The sequence below is a fragment of the Pseudomonas syringae group sp. 243L2 genome (genome assembly GCF_032587875.1).
GTDB lineage: Bacteria > Pseudomonadota > Gammaproteobacteria > Pseudomonadales > Pseudomonadaceae > Aquipseudomonas > Aquipseudomonas amygdali.
Genome location: NZ_JAWHPL010000003.1, coordinates 60,912 through 82,513 on the forward strand (window position 1 = coordinate 60,912; position 21,602 = coordinate 82,513).

21 protein-coding genes are annotated in these 21,602 nt (G+C 58.5%); 9 read left to right on the top strand and 12 right to left on the bottom strand.

What is annotated here, in order from left to right:
• The first annotated feature begins 236 nt into the window (after positions 1 to 236).
• Complete coding sequence (locus RYB66_RS01405) at positions 237 to 449, top strand: cold-shock protein (RefSeq protein WP_002552288.1); 213 nt, start codon at positions 237 to 239, stop codon at positions 447 to 449.
• 144 nt (positions 450 to 593) lie between these two features.
• Here the strand turns inward: RYB66_RS01405 and lptG are convergent, their stop codons facing one another.
• Together lptG and lptF are read right to left on the bottom strand one after the other, a co-directional pair.
• Positions 594 to 1,655 carry an LPS export ABC transporter permease LptG gene (gene lptG, locus RYB66_RS01410; RefSeq protein ID WP_002552287.1) on the bottom strand — a complete coding sequence of 354 codons (1,062 nt, stop codon included), beginning with the start codon at positions 1,653 to 1,655 and terminating at the stop codon, positions 594 to 596.
• Positions 1,642 to 2,769, bottom strand: a complete 1,128-nt coding sequence (gene lptF, locus RYB66_RS01415) for an LPS export ABC transporter permease LptF (protein ID WP_002552286.1) — start codon at positions 2,767 to 2,769, stop codon at positions 1,642 to 1,644. Before lptF ends, lptG begins: the two co-directional genes overlap by 14 nt.
• 319 nt (positions 2,770 to 3,088) lie before the next feature.
• On the opposite strand from lptF, the gene RYB66_RS01420 reads away from it, so the two are divergent.
• Genes RYB66_RS01420 through RYB66_RS01430 form a run of 3 tightly spaced genes read left to right on the top strand, consistent with a single transcriptional unit; the run spans position 3,089 to position 5,516 of the window.
• Entirely contained in the window at positions 3,089 to 4,579 is a 1,491-nt protein-coding gene (locus RYB66_RS01420; RefSeq protein ID WP_002552285.1) for a leucyl aminopeptidase, read from the top strand.
• 57 nt (positions 4,580 to 4,636) lie between these two features.
• On the top strand, positions 4,637 to 5,065 hold the full coding sequence (locus RYB66_RS01425) for a DNA polymerase III subunit chi (RefSeq protein ID WP_316893568.1): 429 nt from the start codon (positions 4,637 to 4,639) through the stop codon (positions 5,063 to 5,065).
• Between the two features lie 7 nt (positions 5,066 to 5,072).
• On the top strand, positions 5,073 to 5,516 hold the full coding sequence (locus RYB66_RS01430; protein ID WP_117139518.1) for a DNA polymerase III subunit chi: 444 nt from the start codon (positions 5,073 to 5,075) through the stop codon (positions 5,514 to 5,516).
• A gap of 43 nt (positions 5,517 to 5,559) precedes the next feature.
• Here the strand turns inward: RYB66_RS01430 and RYB66_RS01435 are convergent, their stop codons facing one another.
• On the bottom strand, positions 5,560 to 6,654 hold the full coding sequence (locus tag RYB66_RS01435; RefSeq protein ID WP_316893571.1) for an RHS repeat-associated core domain-containing protein: 1,095 nt from the start codon (positions 6,652 to 6,654) through the stop codon (positions 5,560 to 5,562).
• A 168-nt stretch (positions 6,655 to 6,822) separates the two neighbouring features.
• On the opposite strand from RYB66_RS01435, the gene RYB66_RS01440 reads away from it, so the two are divergent.
• Both RYB66_RS01440 and rlmF read left to right on the top strand, forming a co-directional pair.
• Positions 6,823 to 9,669: a valine--tRNA ligase gene (locus tag RYB66_RS01440; RefSeq protein ID WP_316893574.1), complete on the top strand. Its 2,847-nt coding sequence runs from the start codon at positions 6,823 to 6,825 to the stop codon at positions 9,667 to 9,669.
• Between the two features lie 86 nt (positions 9,670 to 9,755).
• Positions 9,756 to 10,742, top strand: coding sequence for a 23S rRNA (adenine(1618)-N(6))-methyltransferase RlmF (gene rlmF / locus RYB66_RS01445; RefSeq protein ID WP_316893718.1), 987 nt, complete (start codon positions 9,756 to 9,758; stop codon positions 10,740 to 10,742).
• A 604-nt stretch (positions 10,743 to 11,346) separates the two neighbouring features.
• Here rlmF and RYB66_RS01450 read toward each other — a convergent pair.
• On the bottom strand, positions 11,347 to 11,628 hold the full coding sequence (locus tag RYB66_RS01450; protein ID WP_002552279.1) for an HU family DNA-binding protein: 282 nt from the start codon (positions 11,626 to 11,628) through the stop codon (positions 11,347 to 11,349).
• Between the two features lie 393 nt (positions 11,629 to 12,021).
• On the opposite strand from RYB66_RS01450, the gene yejK reads away from it, so the two are divergent.
• Positions 12,022 to 13,023, top strand: a complete 1,002-nt coding sequence (gene yejK, locus RYB66_RS01455) for a nucleoid-associated protein YejK (RefSeq protein ID WP_002552278.1) — start codon at positions 12,022 to 12,024, stop codon at positions 13,021 to 13,023.
• Between the two features lie 5 nt (positions 13,024 to 13,028).
• Complete coding sequence (locus tag RYB66_RS01460; protein WP_002552277.1) at positions 13,029 to 13,379, top strand: glutaredoxin family protein; 351 nt, start codon at positions 13,029 to 13,031, stop codon at positions 13,377 to 13,379.
• A 323-nt stretch (positions 13,380 to 13,702) separates the two neighbouring features.
• Here RYB66_RS01460 and RYB66_RS01465 read toward each other — a convergent pair whose 3' ends face one another.
• The 4 genes from RYB66_RS01465 to RYB66_RS01480 form a co-directional block, all read right to left on the bottom strand.
• Positions 13,703 to 14,635: a glutathione S-transferase family protein gene (locus tag RYB66_RS01465; RefSeq protein WP_316893575.1), complete on the bottom strand. Its 933-nt coding sequence runs from the start codon at positions 14,633 to 14,635 to the stop codon at positions 13,703 to 13,705.
• Positions 14,636 to 14,738: 103 nt separating this feature from the next.
• Positions 14,739 to 15,041 (bottom strand): GIY-YIG nuclease family protein, encoded by a 303-nt coding sequence (locus tag RYB66_RS01470; protein ID WP_011167915.1) that lies wholly within the window; start codon positions 15,039 to 15,041, stop codon positions 14,739 to 14,741.
• Positions 15,034 to 15,525 carry a nuclear transport factor 2 family protein gene (locus RYB66_RS01475; RefSeq protein WP_005746005.1) on the bottom strand — a complete coding sequence of 164 codons (492 nt, stop codon included), beginning with the start codon at positions 15,523 to 15,525 and terminating at the stop codon, positions 15,034 to 15,036. The genes RYB66_RS01470 and RYB66_RS01475 overlap by 8 nt, the downstream gene beginning before the upstream one ends.
• Positions 15,526 to 15,612: 87 nt before the next feature.
• Positions 15,613 to 16,056 (bottom strand): winged helix-turn-helix transcriptional regulator, encoded by a 444-nt coding sequence (locus RYB66_RS01480; protein ID WP_005732705.1) that lies wholly within the window; start codon positions 16,054 to 16,056, stop codon positions 15,613 to 15,615.
• Between the two features lie 48 nt (positions 16,057 to 16,104).
• On the opposite strand from RYB66_RS01480, the gene RYB66_RS01485 reads away from it, so the two are divergent.
• Positions 16,105 to 17,043, top strand: a complete 939-nt coding sequence (locus RYB66_RS01485; protein ID WP_316893577.1) for an aromatic alcohol reductase — start codon at positions 16,105 to 16,107, stop codon at positions 17,041 to 17,043.
• A gap of 42 nt (positions 17,044 to 17,085) precedes the next feature.
• Here RYB66_RS01485 and RYB66_RS01490 read toward each other — a convergent pair whose 3' ends face one another.
• From RYB66_RS01490 to RYB66_RS01505, 4 genes are all read right to left on the bottom strand, one after another.
• Positions 17,086 to 18,315, bottom strand: a complete 1,230-nt coding sequence (locus RYB66_RS01490; protein WP_005732704.1) for a CynX/NimT family MFS transporter — start codon at positions 18,313 to 18,315, stop codon at positions 17,086 to 17,088.
• Positions 18,316 to 18,480: 165 nt separating this feature from the next.
• Complete coding sequence (locus RYB66_RS01495) at positions 18,481 to 19,245, bottom strand: amino acid ABC transporter ATP-binding protein (RefSeq protein WP_003365366.1); 765 nt, start codon at positions 19,243 to 19,245, stop codon at positions 18,481 to 18,483.
• Between the two features lie 10 nt (positions 19,246 to 19,255).
• Entirely contained in the window at positions 19,256 to 20,353 is a 1,098-nt protein-coding gene (locus tag RYB66_RS01500) for an amino acid ABC transporter permease (RefSeq protein WP_005752912.1), read from the bottom strand.
• 10 nt (positions 20,354 to 20,363) lie between these two features.
• On the bottom strand, positions 20,364 to 21,545 hold the full coding sequence (locus RYB66_RS01505; RefSeq protein WP_002552269.1) for an amino acid ABC transporter permease: 1,182 nt from the start codon (positions 21,543 to 21,545) through the stop codon (positions 20,364 to 20,366).
• Positions 21,546 to 21,602: the final 57 nt, after the last annotated feature.

Here is a 21,602-nt window from a genome sequence, read left to right on the forward strand (position 1 = left end):
ATAAGGCTCTCCCCCCCCGGAAACAGGGTACAAGGCAGGGGGGTTGTATTTGTAACGAGAGTTGGCGTAGAGTTTCCGGACTGTGTTTGCATGGGTCGCCGAATCTGGACCTGGGCAGTAGCTCTAGGTTTGCTACAACCCGTTCTACGTTTCTTACTTCCTGCAACCAGCCCCAGTGCTCTTTCGTGTGAAAGAGGCTGTAACCAATTCAAGTCAAGCGTCAAGGAAATAAGAAAATGGCTGATCGTCAGAGCGGTACCGTCAAGTGGTTCAACGATGAAAAAGGTTTTGGTTTTATCACTCCTGAGAGCGGGCCGGATCTGTTCGTACACTTCCGCGCCATTCAGGGTAACGGCTTCAAAAGCCTGAAAGAAGGCCAGAAAGTTACTTTCGTTGCCGTGCAGGGCCAAAAAGGCATGCAGGCTGACGAAGTTCAAGCCGAAGCCTGATACGACACACTCTCGTACGTACAGAAAGCCTCTGACAGCAATGTCAGAGGCTTTTTTATATGTGCGATTCCGCTCGGCAAGTACATGAGTACGCCCATGAAAAAGCCGACTCAAGGTCGGCTTTTTCACTGCGGCTACACGACGCTATCCGGCGCGGCGCAGCAGATACACACCGGCCAGCGCACAGGCTGCAGCAGGCATCAGCACGGCCAGCAACGGCGGGAAACCGAACAGCAGGCTGGACGGGCCGAGCAGGTCCTGAATGATGCGGAAGGTAAAGCCGACCACCACCCCCGTGAACACGCGCTGCCCCAGCGTAACCGAACGCAGCGGGCCGAAGATGAACGAGATTGCCATCAGCACCAGCGCTACTGTCACAGCCGGTTGCAATACCTTGGTCCAGAACGCCAGCCAGTAGCGGCCATTGCTCAAGCCCTGATCAGCCAGATAATGCGCGTAGTTCCAGAGACCGCTGATCGAAAGCGACTCGGGCGGCATGATCACTGTGCTCAGCAATTGCGGGCTCAACGCTACATCCCAGCGCTCGACCGGCGTATTGATGACCTCGGTACGGCCGTCATTGAAATGCGTGGTACTGACGTCCTTCAACTCCCAGTAATCGGTCTTGAAATTGGCCTCTTTGGCAAAGCTGGACGTCAGCATGTGGCGTTGATCGTCGAAACGGTAACGTGTCACGCCAAGCATCAGACCATTGGGCTGGACGGTGTTGATGTGGATGAATTCGTCACCCTGACGGTGCCAAAGACCATGCCTGGCGCTCTGCGCATCACCCGAGCCCTGAGCCAGCGAGCGAGCGGCCTGAGCCTGGTTCTCGGCGTAGGGAGCCACGTACTCGCCGACCAGTACACCAGCAACCATCAATAGCAGCATCGGCTTCATGACCGCCCAGACGATGCGCCCGATGGACACACCCGCTGCACGCATGATGGTCAGTTCGCTGCTGCTGGCCAGCGTACCCAGACCAATGAGGCAACCGATCAGGGCAGCCATTGGCAGCGTGTCGTAGACACGCCGCGGCGCGGTCAGCATGACGTAGCTGAGGGCATCCGCCAGTGTGTAGGTGTCACTGATATCACCCATCTCGTCGATGAACGCGAACAATGAAACCAGCCCCAGAATGATTCCCAGAACCGCAAGAATCGCCAGCAATACGCTTTTACCGATGTATCGATCAAGCTTGACCACGAGTCACCTCCGTGACGCTGCGACGACTCGCCATCTTCAGACGCAGAGGCTCCCAATAGAACAACAGCAGGCCAATGGACAGGTAGATGCCATGCACCCACCACATGCCAAGGCTTAGCGGCAGCTTGCCCTTCTCCAGCGAACTGCGCACCGAGATCAGAATGGCCAGATAAGACATGTACAGAAGGATCGCCGGCAAAAGTTTCAGGTAACGGCCCTGACGCGGATTGACGCGCGACAACGGAATAGCCATCAACGTGACGATGAACACCGACAGCGGCAGCGAAATACGCCATTGCAGCTCGGCGACAGAGCGCGGTGCCGGGTTGCCGATCAGTTCGCTGGTCGGAATGGCCTCACGGTCGGTGATTTCTTCACTGATTTCCGGTTTGGGCAGCATCGCCCCGTAGGTGTCGTACTTGATCACACGGTAATCAGCCGCACCAGGATTGCCATCGTAGCGGTAGCCGTTTTCGAGAATCAGGAAGCGACTGCCATTGGGCCTTACCTCCTGATGGCCCTTCTCTGCCACCAGCACGGTAATACCGTTGTCCTTGCTCTTGTCGCCGGACATGCGTTTTTCAGAGATGAACACACCAGCCAGTTGCGAGCGGTCTTCCGACAGTTCCTTGGTGTAAGTGATACGCGTACCGTCACGCAGCGCCTGAAAACGGCCCGGCACCAGCGTGTCGAACTCGGTCATGGCGTCTTGCTTGTTGATCAGCAGCGAAAACTGGGTAGCGCCCTGTGGAGCCAGACTGAAACTCAGCCAGGCGACCAACAGCCCGACCAGCGTGGCAGGCCCCATGGTGATGGCAAGCAGCCGCTGCTGACTCATGCCGGTGGCGGCCAGCACGGTCATTTCACTTTCCAGGTACAGGCGCCCGTAAGCCATGAGAATGCCGAGGAACAGGCCCAACGGCAGAATTACCTGCAGAAAGCCTGGCAGGCGGAAACCCATGATCAGGAACAGCACGCCCGGATCGAGCGCACCGGACGCGGCCTGCGCCAGGTACTTGATGAAGCGTCCGCTCATGATGAACACCAGCAGCACGGCGCTGACCGCGCTCAAGGTAAGCAGCACTTCTCGGGACAGATAACGGAAGACAATCAAACCAGACACTCCAGAGTTGTCAGGCTCAGGCAGCCAAACAGGGAAAAATTGTGAGCCACGGCAACCAGAGATTCACGCCGGCAAAAGGCGTGGGCATCAAAAAATATGCGGCATTATCCTGTGATTGTGTGTTTCTGTCACTGCGCACCGGGGATAGTTCGCACATACACGCAAAGCAGGCGGCTCTACGGGGTTGTCAGCAGTCGTGCAGCGGGGTCAAACTGCAAGGCTTACCGCGGGCATCTTCCTTGAAAACACTCAGGCCATCCCGCGTACATCATTCATATTGCGACTCTCATCGTCTACTCGGGGACCCCACATGGAATTGGTTGTTAAAAGCGTAAGCCCAGAAACCTTGAAAACCGCAACGCTGGTGGTCACCGTCGGCGAAAGCCGTGTACTGGTTGGTGCTGCCCAGGCTGTCGATATCCTCAGCGGCGGAGCCATCTCCCTCATTCTCAAGCGCGGTGATCTGGCGGGCAAGGTCGGTCAGAGCCTGCTGCTGCACAACCTGCCCAACATCAAGGCAGAGCGCGTTCTGCTGATCGGTACCGGCAAGGAAGGTGAACTGTCGGACCGCCAGCTGAAAAAAATCGTCGGTGCAACACTGACCTGCCTCAAAGGCTTGGGCGGCAGCGACGCTGCGATTGCGCTCGATGACCTGTCAGTGAAAAACCGCGACACCTACGGCACGGCTCGCTTGCTGGTCGAGGCCCTGGCGGATGGCGAATACGTCTTCGACCGCTTCAAGACCCAGAAAGCCGAAGTTCGCGCCCTGAAAAAAATCACCCTGCTGACCGACAAGGTACGCATAGCTGACATCGAGCGCGCTTCCACTCACGCCAAGGCTATCGCCACCGGCATGGCACTGACCCGCGACCTGGGCAATCTGCCACCTAACATCTGCCACCCGACCTACCTGGGCGAAGAAGCCAAGGCGCTGGGCAAGGCACACAAGAATCTGAAAGTGGAAGTTCACGACGAGAAGAAACTGGCCGAACTGGGCATGGGCTCTTTCCTCGCGGTGGCTCAGGGCAGCGCCCAGCCACCTCGCCTGATAGTCATGAACTATCAGGGTGCCAAAAAAGGTGATCAGCCCTTCGTGCTGGTCGGTAAAGGCATCACGTTCGACACCGGCGGCATCAGTATCAAGCCTGCCTCGGGCATGGACGAGATGAAGTTCGACATGTGCGGCGCTGCCAGCGTATTCGGTACCCTGCGCGCCGTACTGGAACTGAAACTGCCGATCAATCTGGTGTGTATTCTGGCCTGCGCCGAAAACATGCCGAGCGGCACCGCGACACGTCCCGGCGACATCGTCACTACCATGAGTGGCCAGACGGTCGAAATTCTCAACACCGACGCTGAAGGCCGTCTGGTGCTGTGCGATGCACTGACCTACGCCGAACGCTTCAAGCCACAGGCAGTCATCGACATCGCCACTCTCACCGGCGCGTGCGTGGTTGCGCTGGGCGGCCACACTTCCGGCCTGCTGGGCAACAACGACGCGCTGATCAATCAGTTGCTCGACGCTGGCAAACAGGCGGATGACCGTGCCTGGCAATTGCCGTTGTTCGATGAGTACCAGGAGCAGCTCGACAGCCCGTTCGCCGACATCGCCAATATCGGTGGCCCGAAAGGCGGCACCATCACGGCGGCCTGCTTCCTGTCGCGCTTCACCAAGGCCTATGACTGGGCTCACCTGGACATCGCTGGCACTGCGTGGCTGAGCGGCGGCAAGGAAAAAGGCGCCACCGGACGTCCGGTTCCGCTGCTGACCCAGTACCTGCTCGACCGCGCTGGCGTATAAAAAGACACCCTGGCGTGTCGGCTTCACGGTCGATACGCCACTGGTTCTGGAACCTGTATGACCCAAGTCGATTTTTACATCCTGCCCAGCGCCGATCCTGCCGCGCGCCTGGACTTTGCCTGCAAACTCACGGAAAAAGCCTGGCGTTTGGGCCACAAGGTCTATCTGCATTGCAGCGATGCAGCGCAGCGTGAAGACCTTGATGCCCGGCTCTGGCGCTTCAGGGGCGAAGTGTTTCTGCCCCACGGCGACGCCGAGAGCGACTCCGATGCCCCCGTGGTACTGGGCCTGGGTGACGACTCGGGCGCTCACGAGGACCTGTTGGTCAACCTCGACCTGAGCATTCCGACCTTCTTCAAACGCTTCGCCCGCGTGGCGGAAGTGGTTGTCGAAGACCCGGCCATACGTCTTGCTGCACGCGAGAGTTTCCGTTCCTACCGTGAACAGGGCTATCCTCCGCAAGGTCACCGACTGCAGCGCCTTTGAGGACATGATGGATACTTCAAAAAAAGCTGAATCCGCGCATTTGCTGAACGATCTGGAATCGATCCGCCAGTTGCTTGGCGATGACTCCGCACACTCCCCGCTGCCGAACGACCCGGCTCGTCCGGAAGGCCAGATTCCTCTGTTATTCGATGTGGTCGGCGCTCGCCCCGACGCGACTTATCAACAGGACTTCGACGAAGACGACATCCCGACGCTGACGCCTGATGTGCAAGCCGCACCTGTCGAGCAGCTTCAGACCGTTCAACAGCCTGCCCGGCCTCAAGCACTGCCGAACCCGGATGCCCTGCTGCATCTGGACAACGAATTGCGTGCCGCCGCGCAGTTGATCCTGCAGGACGTGATCGCCGACTTCGCCCCGCACATCGAGGCTGAAATCAAGCGTCGGCTGGAAGCGAGGCTGGAGCGGTTATTGGCGCAGCAGCAGAAGTGAACGTGTGATCAGGAGTCCGGAGTACACAGGCATACAGACGCTGTCAGGGAGAATTCAATAGGGAGCGAATATCTGCTACGTGCTGCTCCATTTTCCCCTTGAGATTAAGTTGGGTATACCAGGCTGCCATGAGCGTCTTGCGTCTAGCCTCATCCTTTTTTATATTTAGCAGTATTTCGGGAGACCCTTCGTGCTCCTTGAGCTTAATAGCCAATGCCTTCTTGAAATCGTCGTAATCGGTATTGGGTTTACCCGTGAATTTGTCAGAGAATGATTGCTCTGCACGCCAGGCCTCCTTGATTCGATCGATCGTTTTTTGACTGGCGTTCGCCGTGACTTTTTCAAACTGTACTTTGAAGTCTGCACTCTTGAATACACTCGGCAGAAAACCCGGTTCGTTTTCTATAGCGCTGCGAAGGTCCGACAGTACGTCTGGGTTACTGGCGTCTACAAAACGCTTATTTAACTGCGAGGCTATCAGCCCGGCTCCTCTCTCATTCAACGTATTAGACGCTCCACTCACTGCGGCCATATTTTTGAAAGACAGGTGCCTGAATATTCTGTCAAGCGCCAGGTCTGGTAACTTGTCGAGAAAAAGTATGTGGACCCCGACGTGTCCACCAGAATCACTTCTATTAACCGGGTCCCCCTGACAATACGCATATGCATTCAAGCCTCCCGGCCCAAATGGACTTAACGAGTCTGGCCGGTTGAAACGCATCAGCACCGGGTTGAACGCGCGGTAGCCGTTACCCAGCAGGTAATGCCCGGTCACAGGGTCCGCGCGCTCGCCGTTGAAGCCGGAAAAGGGGCCGCCCGGCAAGCGATGTCCGTAAGGGCTATAGCCCAGCGGCTGGTGCCCCTCCAAACTCAAAGCATGCAATACACTGCTTTGCAGGTCGGTGGCCAGAAGGTCCGTCCGGGCGACAGAGCCTTCAGTCTCATACTCCGCTAACAAAAGGTTTTCACCGTGAAATACACGACGGCGCGTTTCACCCTGTATCTCGACCGTCAAACGGTTCTTTTGATAGAACCGCGACACCGCCTCCTGCACCTCGGGATCGACGACGGCAACACGATCCAGCGCGTCATAGCGATATCGGCACAGTACGCGCCTGCTTCCCGAAGTCTTGTCCATGGCCGCATCCGTCCTGTGATCAATGCTTGAACACCGGATCATGCCCCTCTCCCCCCTCGCCGCCTACTGACAGATCTGCCAGTTGTGGCCCGGCACTTATGGCTTGTCGCTGGCCGTCAGGTCTATACTTACCGGTTTCCGAATCAATGCCACAGGTTCCCGCCGCGCATGGACAAGACTTACCAGCCGCACGCCATCGAAACTTCCTGGTACCAGACCTGGGAGTCCGAGAACTACTTCGCTCCGCAAGGCGTGGGTGACTCGTACACCATCATGATCCCGCCGCCGAACGTCACCGGCAGCCTGCACATGGGCCACGGTTTCAATAACGCGATCATGGACGCCCTGATCCGTTTCCGTCGCATGCAGGGCCGCAACACGCTGTGGCAACCGGGCACCGACCACGCCGGTATCGCCACGCAGATGCTGGTGGAGCGTCGTCTTGAAGCGCAAGGCGTGAGCCGTCATGAGCTGGGCCGCGAGAAGTTTCTCGACAAGATCTGGGAATGGAAAGCCGAGTCCGGCGGCAACATCAGCCGTCAGATCCGCCGTCTGGGCTCGTCCGTCGACTGGAGCCGCGAGCGCTTCACCATGGACGACGGCCTGTCCGACGCCGTGAAGGAAGCCTTCGTGCGCCTGCATGAAGACGGCCTCATTTACCGTGGCAAACGCTTGGTCAACTGGGACACCAAGCTGCACACCGCGATTTCCGACCTTGAAGTGGAGAACCACGACGAGAAAGGCCATCTGTGGAACCTGCGCTATCCGCTGGCCGACGGTGCAAAAACCGCCGAAGGTCTGAATTACCTGATCGTTGCCACCACTCGCCCGGAAACCATGCTCGGTGACGCCGCCGTTGCGGTGAACCCACAGGACGAGCGCTATAAGGCATTGATCGGCAAGTTCGTTGAATTGCCTCTGGTAGGCCGCCGCATCCCGATCATCGCGGATGATTACTGCGATCCCGAATTCGGCACCGGCTGCGTAAAAATCACCCCGGCCCACGATTTCAACGACTATGAAGTCGGCAAACGCCACAACCTGCCGCTGCTGAACATTTTCGACAAGAATGCCAACGTTCTCGCTGCTGCTCAGGTTTTCAACCTTGATGGCACGCTGAACAAAAGCGTCGACGGCAGCCTGCCTGCGGCCTACGCCGGGCTGGACCGTTTTGAAGCGCGCAAGCAGATCGTTGCTGCGTTCGACGCCGCCGGACTGCTGGTCAGCGTCGATGATCACGCCCTGAAGGTGCCGAAAGGCGACCGTTCCGGCACCATCATCGAGCCGTGGCTGACCGATCAGTGGTACGTCTCCACCAAGCCATTGGCCGAGCCTGCGATTGCCGCTGTCGAAGACGGCCGTATCGCGTTCGTGCCCAAGCAATACGAAAACATGTACTTCTCGTGGATGCGCGACATCCAGGACTGGTGCATCAGCCGTCAGCTCTGGTGGGGCCACCGCATTCCAGCCTGGTACGACGAATCCGGCAAGGTCTACGTCGGCCGCGACGAAGCCGAAGTTCGCGCGAAGAACAACCTTGGCCCGGAAGTCGCGCTGCAGCAGGACAATGACGTACTGGACACCTGGTTCAGCTCGGGCCTGTGGACCTTCTCCACGCTCGGCTGGCCGGAAAAGACCAAGGCACTGGAAACCTTCCACTCCACCGACGTGCTGGTCACCGGTTTCGACATCATTTTCTTCTGGGTCGCCCGGATGATCATGCTCACCATGCACTTGGTGAAGAACGAGGACGGCACGCCGCAGGTCCCGTTCAAGACTGTTTACGTGCACGGTCTGGTGCGTGACGGCCAAGGCCAGAAGATGTCCAAGTCCAAGGGCAACGTGCTTGACCCGCTGGACATCGTCGACGGTATCGACCTCGAAACGCTGGTAGAGAAACGCACCAGTGGTTTGATGCAGCCGCAACTGGCGAAAAAGATCGAGAAGCAGACCCGTCAGGAATTCGCCGAAGGCATCGCCAGCTATGGCACCGATGCCCTGCGCTTTACCTTCTGCTCGCTGGCGTCCACAGGTCGCGACATCAAGTTCGACATGGGCCGCGTCGAAGGCTATCGCAACTTCTGCAACAAGATCTGGAACGCTGCGCGCTACGTGCTGGACAAGGGCGAAGACTGCGGCCAGAACGGCGAAGCGGTCGAACTGTCGCTGGCTGATCGCTGGATAATCTCGCAGTTGCAACGCACCGAAGCCGAAGTGACCCGCCAACTGGATCAGTTCCGCTTCGACCTCGCTGCCCAAGCATTGTACGAGTTCATCTGGAACCAGTATTGCGACTGGTATCTGGAGCTGTCCAAGCCTGTGCTGTGGGATGAAACCGCACCGGTCGAACGTCAGCGTGGCACACGCCGTACACTGGTACGCGTGCTCGAAGTCGCGCTGCGCCTTGCGCACCCGTTCATGCCGTTCATCACCGAAGAAATCTGGCAGCGCCTCGCACCGCTGGCGGGCGCAGAAGGCAAGACCATCATGCTGCAGCCGTGGCCAGTGGCCAACGAAGCACGCATTGACCAGGCTGCCGAAGACGACATCGAATGGCTCAAGGGTCTGATGCTTGCCGTGCGCAACATCCGTGGCGAAATGAACATCGGCCCGGGCAAGCCGCTGCAACTGTTCCTCAAGAACGTCAGCGCCGAAGACCAGCGCCGCCTGAGCGAAAACGATTACCTGCTCAAGAAGCTCGCCAAGCTGGAATCGATGACCGTACTGACCGAGGGTGCAGAAGCGCCACTGTCGGCCACCGCGCTGGTAGGTGACATGGAAGTGCTGGTGCCGATGGCCGGGCTGATCGACAAAGGGGCCGAACTGGCGCGTCTGGACAAGGAAATCCAGCGCCTGCAAGGCGAAGTGCAACGCGTCGGCGGCAAGCTGTCCAACGCCGCCTTCGTCGACAAGGCACCGCCTGAAGTCATCGCTAAGGAACGCGCCAAGCTGACCGAAGCCGAACAGGCACTGGGCAAGCTGGCCGAGCAACACGCCCGCATCGCCAGCCTGTAAGGTGGCCAGAAAAGCCAGCCCGATTATGGGCTGGCTTTTTGTTATCTGAATTTCTGTACTCGACATCACGGCTGACCATCGAACCCATGACCGATACCCGCAAACCTCCGCGCAAAAAGCCTCAGCGGCCAGCCAAACCTGCTGCGCCGCGTGAAAAGGCCACCTTGCACCCGCGCAATCGTCATCAGGGTCGTTACGATTTTCCGAAGCTGATCAAATCCAGCCCCGAGCTGGCAGCGTTCGTGATCCTCAATCCGTATGGCAAGGAAAGCATCGACTTTGCCAATCCACAGGCGGTGCGGGTGTTCAATCGCGCGCTGCTCAAAGCGTTCTATGGCATCGCCCATTGGGACATTCCGGCCGATTACCTGTGCCCGCCCATTCCAGGGCGTGCGGACTACCTGCACTTCCTCGCCGACTTGCTGGCCGAGGACAATGAAGGCGTGATCCCACGCGGCGCATCCATCAAGGCGCTGGATATCGGCACCGGAGCCAATTGCATCTACCCGCTGCTGGGGCATAGCGACTATGGCTGGCAGTTCGTTGGGTCGGACATCGACAGCACGGCCATCGCGGCGGCTACCACGGTCATAAAAGCCAATGGCCTCAGCAAGGCCATCAGCGTGCGTCAGCAGGACAACCGCAAGCAGATCCTGCTCGGGTTACTCGACAGCAGCGAACGCTTCCACGTGAGCCTCTGCAACCCTCCTTTCCATGCCTCGCTGGATGAGGCGCAGCGTGGCAGCCAACGAAAATGGCGCGCACTGGGCAAGGCTGATCCCAAGCGCAAGCTGCCGGTTCTCAACTTCGGTGGGCAATCTCAGGAGCTGTGGTGCGAAGGCGGCGAGATCGGCTTCGTGACCCAATTGATCCAGGAAAGCGCCACATTGCCAAGCCAGGTGGTGTGGTTCAGCACCCTGGTGTCCAAGGCATCCAACCTGCCGCCGATCCAGAGCGCCCTGAAAAAAGCCGGCGCGCTTGAGGTGAAAGTGATCGAGATGGGCCAGGGCCAGAAACAAAGCCGCTTCGTGGCCTGGACCTTCCTCGACAAGTCACAGCGCACACCCCACTGATAGGGCTATCGTGCCGCATCGACTATCGTGCGGCGCCACGCCGACATGCCGTAATCTCGACTATCGTGCGACGCTCCGCGTCGGCATGCCGTTCTGGACGCTCTGCGTCCTCTCTTGAGTATGCAGTGCGGAACAGATCTGTGACGCGGAGCGTCACGCAAGGCATTCCCACGCTGGAGCGTGAGGAACGATAATCTCAACTATCGTACGACGCTCCGCCGACATGCCTTAACCTCGACTATCGTGCGACGCCGCGTCGGCAGGCCTTAGCCTCGACTATCGTGCGACGCTCCGCGTCGGCATGCCGTTCTGGACGCTCTGCGTCCTCTCTTGAGTATGCAGTGCAGCACAGATCTGTGACGCGGAGCGTCACGCAAGGCATTCCCACGCTGGAGCGTGAGGAACGATAATCTCAACTATCGTGCGACGCCGCGTCGGCAGGCCGTAAACTCGACTATCGTGCGACGCTCTGCGTCGGCATGCCGTTCTGGACGCTCTGCGTCCTCTCTTGAGTGTGCCGTGCAGCACAGATCTGTGATCAGACGCCCACAAAAAAGCCGTGCCCGGTTAACCGGTGCACGGCTTTTTCACAGCAAGCGGTTGCTTACTTGTTGATCGAGTCGGTCAGCACTTTGGCTGGAACGAACTTGATAACTTTCTTGGCAGCGATTTCGATGGCAGCGCCAGTCGAAGGGTTGCGGCCAGTGCGAGCCGGACGCTCTGCAACTTTCAGTTTGCCGATACCTGGCAAAGTGATTTCCACGCCGTTTTCCAATTGGTCGGCAACAATTTGGCCCAATTGCTCAAGAGCATTACGCGCGGTAGTTTTTGGCGCGTCGATAGCTTCAGCGATATCGGCGATCAATTGGTCTTTAGTAAGAGCCATGGTGGTGTTCCTTCCCTATCAAATTCATTTGGATTGCAGAGTGCAACGTCGGCCCGTGGCCAGGCAATGAACCTGGCCACCCGCTAGCAGCCACGATTAATCGCGAAAGTGTAGATACTGAAACCGGGCAATGGTTCGACCTACGTGTGCGCTAACTGCATGCTTGACGCGCTAAGTGCGCAAGACCGCGCAAAACTAGCACAGAGCCGGACAAATATCCGCCTCTACCTATCCTTTTGGTCAGGTTTTAATGCCAATTGCACAAAAAACATCCAGCAAACACGCCCTGCTGGCGAAAACCAGCCTGCCCGGGGCCAAGTGGCGCACGCGTGCGTTACACTTGCCGTCTTGCAACGAGCTGCACGCTCTTCACCTTTTTCAGCCGAGAAGCCCATGCCGATCCGTCATTGCATCGTCCACCTGATCGATAAAAAACCCGACGGTACGCCCGCTGTTCTCCATGCACGCGACTCCGAACTCGCTGAGTCCCAGGCCATCGAGAACATGCTGGCCGACCTCAACGAGAGCTACAACGCCAAACAAGGCAAGGCATGGGGCCTGTTCCATCCAGAATCCGGCGCACACCCGTTCAGCGGCTGGCTGAAAGAGTATCTGGACGGTGGCAACGACTTCACCGCGTTCTCGCGCACGGCGGTCGAGCATCTGCAGAAGCTGATGGAAGAATCCAATCTTTCCGTCGGTGGCCATGTGTTGTTCGCCCATTATCAGCAAGGCATGACCGACTACCTGGCCATCGCCCTGCTGCACCACAGCGAAGGTGTGGCAGTGAATGCCGAACTGGACGTCACCCCTTCGCGCCACCTGGACCTGGGCCAGTTGCACCTTGCTGCGCGGATCAACCTGTCGGAATGGCAGAACAACAAACAGTCCAAGCAATACATTTCGTTCATCAAGGGCAAGAACGGCAAGAAGGTTTCCGAGTACTTCCGAGACTTCATCGGTTGCCAGGAAGGCGTTGATGGCCCCGGCGAAACCCGCACCCTGCTCAAGGCCTTCAGTGACTTTGTTGAAAGTGAAGACCTGCCGGAGGAGTCAGCCCGCGAGAAGACCAAGACCCTGGTCGATTACGCCAGCAGCCAGAGCAAGATGGGCGAGCCGATGGGCCTGGAAGAACTGTCCGAACTGATCGACGAAGAGCGGCCACGGGCGTTTTACGATCACATCCGCAACAAGGATTACGGCCTGTCCCCGGAAATACCGGCGGATAAGCGCACCCTCAACCAGTTCCGCCGTTTCACGGGACGCGCCGAAGGACTGTCGATCAGCTTCGAGGCTCACCTGCTGGGTGACAAGATCGAGTACGACGAAACTGCAGGCACCCTGATCATCAAGGGGCTGCCGACCCAACTGACCGATCAGTTGAAGCGACGGTAACCGACATGCTGATACGCACCCTCAAGAAGTTCGCGCTGATCATGCTGGTTGTGGTGGTTTATCAGAACTGGGGCAAGATCGAGAACTTCGTCAACCCGCCGCCAGCAAGCGTTGCGCAGAGCTACAGCCAGGCGAAAGTGGTGATGTACGCCACTGACTGGTGTGGCTACTGCAAACAGACGCGGCGCTTTCTCGACAGCAAAGGGATTGCGTATCAAGAGTTCGACATCGAGAAGTCCGAAGAAGGCCGCAAGGCCTACGAAGCACTGGGTGGCAGAGGCATACCGCTGATCGACGTCAACGGCACCTTGATCCGGGGATTCGACCCGGATCAGATATTGGCAGCATTGAAATAGCCTGGAATACCGTGCCAAAGCTCCGCGTCACAGACCTTTGCCACACTGCACACTCAAGAGAGGACGCAGAGCGTCCAGAACGGCGTGCGACGCAGAGCGTCGCACGATAATCGAGATTACGGCCTGCCGACGCGGCGTCGCACGATAGTCGAGATTACGGCATGTCGGCGTGGCGCCGCACGATAGTCGAGATTATCGTTCCTCACGCTCCAGCGTGGGAATGCCTTGCGTGACGCTCCGCGTCACAGATCTTTGCCGCACTGCACACTCAAGAGAGGACGCAGAGCGTCCAGAACGGCATGCGACGCAGAGCTTCGTAAACTTCAGCGCTTCTCGACCCGAAATCCCATTCTCGGGAAGTGCACATGCACGTCGCCAGCGCGTTCATCTTCGCGGCGCAGGATCAACTCTTCGCGCCCGGTAAAGATCAACTCACCCTCAACCGCCTCAACGCCATAGTCGACTGCCGAGACAGCGACCTGGTCGCCCGCCTTGAAGCCATTCGGATCAACAAAGACTTCGTCGGGCAGTGGCGCAGGCGTTGCATTTCTGGCGATTTCAATGGCATCAGCCGAACTCAGGTCGCTGAACGTGCCGTGCCCAAACCCCAGAACGCGATCAAGCCAGGCACTGACACCCGGATAATCATCGACAAAGTGCGCAGTCACTGGCGTTTGCTTGAGAAACCACAGCGTATGAGCAACCGAAAAATCGGCAATCGAAGGTACGCCAAACAGAAAATCACCACCGCGCGACAGCTGCAACTCCAGGCGTGACATCAGCGTGGGCCATTGATGCTTGACGTGCTCGACAGGCGGGCGTGAAGCCGTGCCACCGTTGAACAGCGTGGATCGGTCGGCAATGAACGCCTTGGCAGCGTCTGGCGGCACCTTGGCAAACCTTACAGCCATCGACTCAGGCTGAAACACCAGGCTCACGGCATGCAGGAACAGCACCGAATCAGCCCAGGCGGCCAGACCGGCAACCGAAAACTCCTGACCTTGCGGGTAAAACGCTGGCGAAGCCTTTTCCTGCTCAAGGCGGCGCGCCATCAGTGCCGTGTCACAGTAGATATCTGCGCCAGCCTGCAACACCGGCGTCCTGCGATAACCGCCTGTCAGCGCGGTCAGGTCGGGCTTGGGCATGATCGACGGGATCGTCACCGAGCGCCATGTGAGGCCTTTGAAACCCAGCATCAGGCGGGCTTTTTCGGCAAACAGTGACGTGGGGTAATGGTGAAGAATCAACTCGGACATGTTCAGCCTCTGCGCACTCGGGAAGCACACAGCTTAACCCGCAGCACCCTGCCCGCCCACAGACTCAAGCTGATGGCACGACATCACGCTCATGGATCGGTGATCAGGCGTAACTGGCTGCCAGTGCCTCTTTGGCGCTTTTTCTGAGTTTCTTGATCAGCCGCTCCTGACGCAACGCCTCCCCCTTGCTGGGCCACTGTTCTACGTAGACGAGGGCCATTGCCGGGCTCGAAGAGAAAAAGCGCGCACCCTTGCCGCTCTGGTGCATAGCGAATCTGCGCTGCGGATCATCACTGATGCCGCAGTACAGCGAACCATTGGCAGCGCGCACAAGATAGACAAACCAGGGTTTGCCGACCGCCTGTTCGGCGTCAGCAGACCCGGTAGAGACTTGAGCTTCAGGCACGGCGACTCTCGGTAAAGGCCTGGAGCCCCTTGAGTGCCTGAGCCCGCACGGCGTTGCGTACCAGCGGTGTCCAGCCCAGCAGCAAACCTTTCAAACCCAGCGCCTGTCGCGACCAGCGCCACATATCGAAATTATCGCGATGCTCGCAGATCTTGCCATCGCGGAACACGAATCGGGCCTCAATATCGTTGACCACCGTGCGCCCGGTCTGACTGAACAGATAGGTCGCCACCCAATGCGCAGTGCCCGCCCGATCATCGGCACGCACCTGATCGAAGACCACCGAGAAATTTTTCGCCCGGGAAGTCAGCATGCGCCACATGTCGCCTACCTGAGGCCCGCGCAATTCACCAAATGCCGGGTCACTGAACAGCACGTCATCGGTATAACAGGCACTCATCGCCTCGGCATCCAGCTGCGCAAACGCCTCATAAAAGCGGGTGATCAGTGCGCTGTTGGCCTGACTTTGTTCCTCGTAGTTCATGCGTGCACATCCCTTGGCGAATTATCCGTGCACGATAAGCGGCGCCGCTGAAAATGGCGAGGGTTGATGGCGCATCAGCCATCACTTTTACCTGTCCGGATAACGATTTCGCGCTGCACTGAACGCCTCTGAATTTTCAATCACCCAAGTCCACAGCGGAATCATTTGTACCAGCAGCCCCATGCCCAGGTCGGTCAACGAATATTCCACCCTGAGCGGCTTCTCGCAGTAGTCATGGCGGGTGATCAACCCGTCCTGTTCAAGCTGGCGCAAGGTATGAGTGAGCATGCGCTGGGTGACGCCGTGCAGCTTTCGGCGCAATTGGGCATGGCGCAAAGGGCTGCTGACGCCGAGCGCATGTACCACGCCCAATGACCAGCGGTTTCCGGCGTGGCCGAGAATATCGCGCTTGAGACCATCCTCATCATCGCTGAGCGCAGCACAGGCCGCTTCGGAGCGTCTGACCACTTCCTGCGCGTCCAGCCCGCCCGGTATCACCGATGTGCCTACTTTTTGTATGTCGACAGGCATGCCAGCATCTCTCCCGCCTGAATTGAAAGACTGTCCAAAGGGGTCACCATGCAAGCCGATAACGCAAACGTCAAACAACGCATTCTGGTCATAGGCGCAGGAGAGCTTGGGCTCGCTGTGCTGCGAGGGCTGGTCGAGAAAGCCGGAGCATATGATTTGAGCATTGCCGTGCTGCTACGCCAGAGCAGCTTGAGCACTCAAGCGCCCGCCAAGCGTGTGGAAATCGAAGAAATCCGCGCGCTGAACATTGCCATCGAAACCGCCGATCTGGCCGATGCCACCGTGGACGAACTAGCCACTGTCATGAAGCGCTACGACACGGTAATCAGTTGTGCGGGTTTTGCCGCTGGCCGGGGCACTCAACGCAAACTGACCGATGCGGCGCTCAAGGCCGGCATAAAACGCTACCTGCCCTGGCAGTTCGGCGTTGACTACGACCTTATCGGCCGGGGCAGCCCTCAGGATCTGTTCGATGAGCAACTCGATGTACGAGAAAAGCTGCGCGCCCAGCAGCAAACCGAGTGGGTAATCGTTTCGACCGGTATGTTTACAAGCTTTCTGTTCGAACCCGCGTTCGGTGTCGTCGATCTGCAAGGCGGTCGGATCAATGCGCTGGGCAGCCTCGATACGGCCGTGACAGTCACCACCGCAGAGGACATTGGCAGGCTGACTGCTGCCATCGTGATGCACGAGCCGCGCATAGTGAATCAGGTGGTGTACACCGCTGGCGACACATTGACGTACGCCGGGCTGGCCGATCTTGTGGAGCGTGTCACGGGGCGCGACATCGAGCGGCACGTATGGAGTGTTGCGCAGTTGCAGGCCGATCTGACGGAAATGCCGGATGACAATCTGCGCAAATACCGGGCAGTCTTTGCCATGGGCCGAGGCGTGGCATGGGACGTCGCCCGTACCTACAACGCGAAATCAGGGCTGAGCGTCACCAGTGCCGAAAAATGGGCCCTGGCCAATCTGGCTCAGACCTGAAGCAGCTCAAGCCCGGTCCGAACGATCAACAATCATCGAAAATCAAACCTTCTCGCTACTGACCTGCACCTGCAGCGCCCGACCGGCGCCCATGCCAGCGATGATGGCGCCCAGCCCGAGTACCGCGAAGATCCAGCCAATCGCGCTCCAGCTGCCGGTCATGTCATGCACCACGCCCACGGCAAACGGGCCGGTCGAGGCGATGGTGTAGCCAAAGCCTTGCGCCATGCTCGACAGATTGGCGGCGACATGTGAATCGCGCGAGCGCAGGACGATCAAGGCCAGCGCCAGGCTGAACGTGCCGCCCTGCCCGATCCCCAGCAGGATAGCCCAGCCCCACAGCCCGCCGAGCGGAGCGTACAGGCAGCCGAACAGCCCGGTCAGTGTGAGCGACATGACCAGCATGATCGCCAGACGCTGATCCTTGCCGCGTGTGGCCAGATAGGGCACCGCCAGGGCGCTGATGACTTGCGCAATGATCGAGCCGGACAGCAGCAGACCGGCCTGAGTCGGCGTCAGGCCGCGACCGATGAGAATCGAGGGCAGCCAGCCGAATACAATGTACGACAGCGACGATTGCAGGCCCATATACAGCGTGACCTGCCACGCCAGCGGGTCACGCAACAGACCGCGAACTCGATAGACATCGCGATGTGAGCCATGCATTTCACGTGCTTGTGGAAACCAGAACAGCGCCGCAATCAACGCCGGGACCAGCCAGAAACCCAGACCTATTTGCCAGCTGTCACCGACGTACTGGCTCAGCGGCACCGTCGAACCGGCTGCAATCGCAGCGCCCAGGCACAGCGCCATGGTGTAGACACCGGTCATGGCCCCGGCCTTGTGCGGGAAATCGCGCTTGACGATACCGGGCAACAATACGCCGATGATCCCGATGCTCGCGCCCGCCAGCAGGCTGCCGGTAAACAGGCCGACTTCGCCGAACAGGCTGCGTACTGCCAGACCCGACGCCAGTGTCAGGAGCACCACCAAAACCACCCGTTCACTGCCAAAACGCCGGGCAAGAATCGGTGCCAATGGCGCGAACAGGCCCAGACACAACACCGGCAAGGTGGTCAGCAGACCAGCTTCGGCAGCCGACATCCCAAGGCTTGCGGACACCTCGTTAAGCAACGGCGCAACGCTGGATAACGCGGGGCGCAGGTTGAGGGCGACCAGCACCAGACCCAGCAGCAACAGCCAGGGGCGCTTTAGAACAGGATGGGCTTGATCGGTAATCGGTTGGGGGCTGGATTGAGCCTTGGCAGTCATCGGTTTCTCGGTAATCAGGTATGTCGACCCTTTTCAGGGGGGCGGTATCCTGTTGGAGAATCATCGCGAATACAAGGTTCAGCTAGAATTGCATACAAGATGCATGGCAAATGCAGGCAAAAAAACCGGGCACATGGCCCGGTTTTCCGTTTGGCAGCTACTGACTCAGTGAATGATCTGACTGAGGAACAGCTTGGTACGATCGCTTTGCGGGTTGTCGAAGAAGTCGTTCGGCGCGGCCTGTTCGACGATTTCGCCTTTGTCCATGAAGATAACCCGGTTCGCCACGGTACGGGCAAAGCCCATCTCGTGAGTCACGCACAACATGGTCATGCCTTCTTCAGCCAGGCCAACCATGGTGTCGAGCACTTCCTTGACCATTTCCGGGTCAAGCGCCGAAGTCGGTTCATCGAACAGCATGATTTTCGGCTTCATGCACAAGGCACGGGCAATCGCCACACGCTGCTGCTGACCACCGGAAAGCTGACCCGGGAACTTGTGGGCCTGCTCCGGAATACGCACACGCTCCAGATAATGCATGGCGATTTCTTCGGCTTTCTTTTTCGGCATGTTGCGTACCCACATCGGTGCCAGCGTGCAGTTCTGCAGGATGGTCAGGTGCGGGAACAGGTTGAAATGCTGAAACACCATGCCGACTTCACGGCGGATGGTCTCGATCTGCTTCAAGTCGGAAGTCAGTTCGGTGCCGTCGACGATGATACGGCCCTGCTGGTGCTCTTCCAGACGGTTGAGGCAACGAATGGTGGTCGATTTGCCCGAACCCGATGGGCCGCACAGCACGATACGTTCGCCCTGACGCACGTTCAGGTTGATGTCCTTGAGTACATGGAACTGGCCGTACCACTTGTGGACGCCCTCCATGCGGATCATGCCTTCAGCGCCCAGAGGCTTATTGATAACTTCACTCATCACAAAACTCCTAACGCTTGTGGCCTGTGTCCAGCTTACGTTCCAAATGCATGGAATAGCGGGACATGCCGAAACAGAAGATCCAGAACACCAAGGCCGCGAAGACATAGCCTTCAGTGGCCATACCCAGCCATGCCGGGTCGGCGGTAGCTTGCTTGACGCTGTTGAGCAGGTCGAACAGGCCGATAATGATCACCAGACTGGTGTCTTTGAACAAGGCAATGAAGGTGTTGACGATGCCGGGAATGACCATCTTCAACGCCTGCGGCAAAATCACCAGACCCATGCTGCGCCAGTAACCCAGGCCCATGGCCGAGGCGGCTTCATACTGGCCCTTGGGGATGGCCTGCATGCCGCCGCGTACCACTTCGGCGATGTACGCCGACTGGAACAGAATCACGCCGATCAACGCCCGCAGCAGTTTGTCGAAGTTCATCCCTTCGGGCATGAAAAGCGGCAGCATCACCGACGACATGAACAGCACGGTGATCAGCGGCACGCCGCGCCAGAACTCGATAAACGTTACGCACACCACACGCACAGCCGGCATGTTGGAGCGACGGCCGAGCGCCAGCAAAATACCCAGCGGCAAGGCACCGACGATACCCACGGTGGCAATCACCAGGGTCAGCATCAGGCCGCCCCACTGGCTGGTGGGTACGTTGGTCAGACCAAAAGCACCGCCGTGCAGCAGGTAGAAGGCAACAATCGGGTAAATCACCAGAAAAGCGATACCGTAGACAGCCTTGCGCTGAAACTTCGAGATGAACAGCGGCGCAGCACCGACAATCGCCAGGATGGCGGTCAGGTCGACCCGCCAGCGCAGTTCATTGGGGAAGTAGCCGTACATGAACTGGCCGAAGCGCTGCTCGATGAACACCCAGCAGGCGCCCGCCTTGGTGCAGTCTTCCTTGGTCGTGCCGACCCAGTTGGCGTCCAGCAGCGCCCAACTGATGATCGGCGGAACGACCAGATAGATCAGGTAGAGCGAGAACAGGGTCAGCAGGGTGTTGATCCAGCTGGAGAACAGGTTCTGCCGCATCCACGCCATCGGGCCGAACACTTTGCCCGGTGGTGGCATATCAGGTTTGAAAGTATGAGTCGTCATGCGCGTTTCCTCACCGCTCGATCAGCGCAATGCGCTTGTTGTACCAGTTCATCAGCAGAGAAATGCTGATACTGATCGCCAGGTACACACTCATGGTGATGGCAATGACTTCAATAGCCTGCCCGGTCTGGTTGAGCACCGTACCGGCGAACAGGGAAACCATTTCCGGATAACCTATGGCTGCTGCCAGCGAAGAGTTCTTCGCCAGGTTCAGGAACTGACTGGTCAACGGCGGAATGATCACTCGCAGCGCCTGCGGAATGATGACCTTGCGCAGCGTTGGCCCGGGGCGCAGCCCCAGCGAGCGGGCAGCTTCGGTCTGACCGTGACTGACCGACTTGATGCCCGAACGCACGATTTCAGCGATGAACGCCGCCGTGTAGATGGTCAGTGCCAGGGTCAGGGAGATCAGTTCCGGGATCAGCACCCAGCCACCGGTGAAGTTGAAGCCCTTCAGTTGCGGCAGTTCCCAATGCACCGGGCTGCCGAAGACCAGCATGCTCAGGCCCGGGATCACCAGCAACAACGCCAGACCGACCCAGAACTTGTGAAACGGCTGGCCAGTGGCTTCGAAGCGCTTGTTGGCCCAGCGCACCATCATCACGATCGCTATCACGGCAACCACGATGCTGATCAGAAACGCCCATGCACCTTCGGCTGGCAACGCTCTGGGCATATTGAGCCCGCGGCTGCTCACGAAGAACATGTCCAGATAACCATGCGCCTGACGCGGACCAGGCAGAGTGAGGAATACGGCGGTGTACCAGAAGAGGATCTGCAGCAGTGGCGGAATGTTGCGGAAGACTTCGACATAAACGGTTGCCAGCTTGCTGATCATCCAGTTCGGAGACAGGCGAGCGACACCAATGACAAAGCCCAGCAAGGTCGCCAGGACAATACCGATGACCGACACCAGCAAGGTATTCAGCAGGCCGATGACGAATACGCGGGCATAACTGTCCGCTTCGCTGTAGTCGATCAGGTGTTGAGCAATACCGAAACCGGCACTGTTCTCAAGAAAACCGAAACCCGAGGTAATACCACGGTGTTGCAGGTTGGTCTGGGTATTGTCGAAGATGAACCAGCCCAACGCGATCACCGCCACGACAGTGATGATCTGAAATAACCACGCGCGCACTTTCGGATCGCTCAGAGAGAGCTTTTGCTTGGGTGCGACGATTTGCTTTTCCATGAAATGCCCCAGGAAAAATCCAACAGAACAACGCCCGACAGGCTGGGAAGCCTGCCG

What these genes read in the sequence shown, in the direction of transcription:
- RYB66_RS01505 (WP_002552269.1), bottom strand. Translation starts at nt 21,545, where the DNA reads ATGGAAAAGCAAATCGTCGCACCCAAGCAAAAGCTCTCTCTGAGCGAT.
- RYB66_RS01460 (WP_002552277.1), top strand. Translation starts at nt 13,029, where the DNA reads ATGCTGATACGCACCCTCAAGAAGTTCGCGCTGATCATGCTGGTTGTG.
- RYB66_RS01500 (WP_005752912.1), bottom strand. Translation starts at nt 20,353, where the DNA reads ATGACGACTCATACTTTCAAACCTGATATGCCACCACCGGGCAAAGTG.
- RYB66_RS01405 (WP_002552288.1), top strand. Translation starts at nt 237, where the DNA reads ATGGCTGATCGTCAGAGCGGTACCGTCAAGTGGTTCAACGATGAAAAA.
- RYB66_RS01430 (WP_117139518.1), top strand. Translation starts at nt 5,073, where the DNA reads ATGGATACTTCAAAAAAAGCTGAATCCGCGCATTTGCTGAACGATCTG.
- RYB66_RS01450 (WP_002552279.1), bottom strand. Translation starts at nt 11,628, where the DNA reads ATGGCTCTTACTAAAGACCAATTGATCGCCGATATCGCTGAAGCTATC.
- RYB66_RS01435 (WP_316893571.1), bottom strand. Translation starts at nt 6,654, where the DNA reads ATGGACAAGACTTCGGGAAGCAGGCGCGTACTGTGCCGATATCGCTAT.
- RYB66_RS01425 (WP_316893568.1), top strand. Translation starts at nt 4,637, where the DNA reads ATGACCCAAGTCGATTTTTACATCCTGCCCAGCGCCGATCCTGCCGCG.
- yejK (WP_002552278.1), top strand. Translation starts at nt 12,022, where the DNA reads ATGCCGATCCGTCATTGCATCGTCCACCTGATCGATAAAAAACCCGAC.
- rlmF (WP_316893718.1), top strand. Translation starts at nt 9,756, where the DNA reads ATGACCGATACCCGCAAACCTCCGCGCAAAAAGCCTCAGCGGCCAGCC.
- RYB66_RS01440 (WP_316893574.1), top strand. Translation starts at nt 6,823, where the DNA reads ATGGACAAGACTTACCAGCCGCACGCCATCGAAACTTCCTGGTACCAG.
- RYB66_RS01495 (WP_003365366.1), bottom strand. Translation starts at nt 19,245, where the DNA reads ATGAGTGAAGTTATCAATAAGCCTCTGGGCGCTGAAGGCATGATCCGC.
- RYB66_RS01480 (WP_005732705.1), bottom strand. Translation starts at nt 16,056, where the DNA reads ATGCCTGTCGACATACAAAAAGTAGGCACATCGGTGATACCGGGCGGG.
- RYB66_RS01485 (WP_316893577.1), top strand. Translation starts at nt 16,105, where the DNA reads ATGCAAGCCGATAACGCAAACGTCAAACAACGCATTCTGGTCATAGGC.
- RYB66_RS01475 (WP_005746005.1), bottom strand. Translation starts at nt 15,525, where the DNA reads ATGAACTACGAGGAACAAAGTCAGGCCAACAGCGCACTGATCACCCGC.
- RYB66_RS01420 (WP_002552285.1), top strand. Translation starts at nt 3,089, where the DNA reads ATGGAATTGGTTGTTAAAAGCGTAAGCCCAGAAACCTTGAAAACCGCA.
- RYB66_RS01490 (WP_005732704.1), bottom strand. Translation starts at nt 18,315, where the DNA reads ATGACTGCCAAGGCTCAATCCAGCCCCCAACCGATTACCGATCAAGCC.
- RYB66_RS01465 (WP_316893575.1), bottom strand. Translation starts at nt 14,635, where the DNA reads ATGTCCGAGTTGATTCTTCACCATTACCCCACGTCACTGTTTGCCGAA.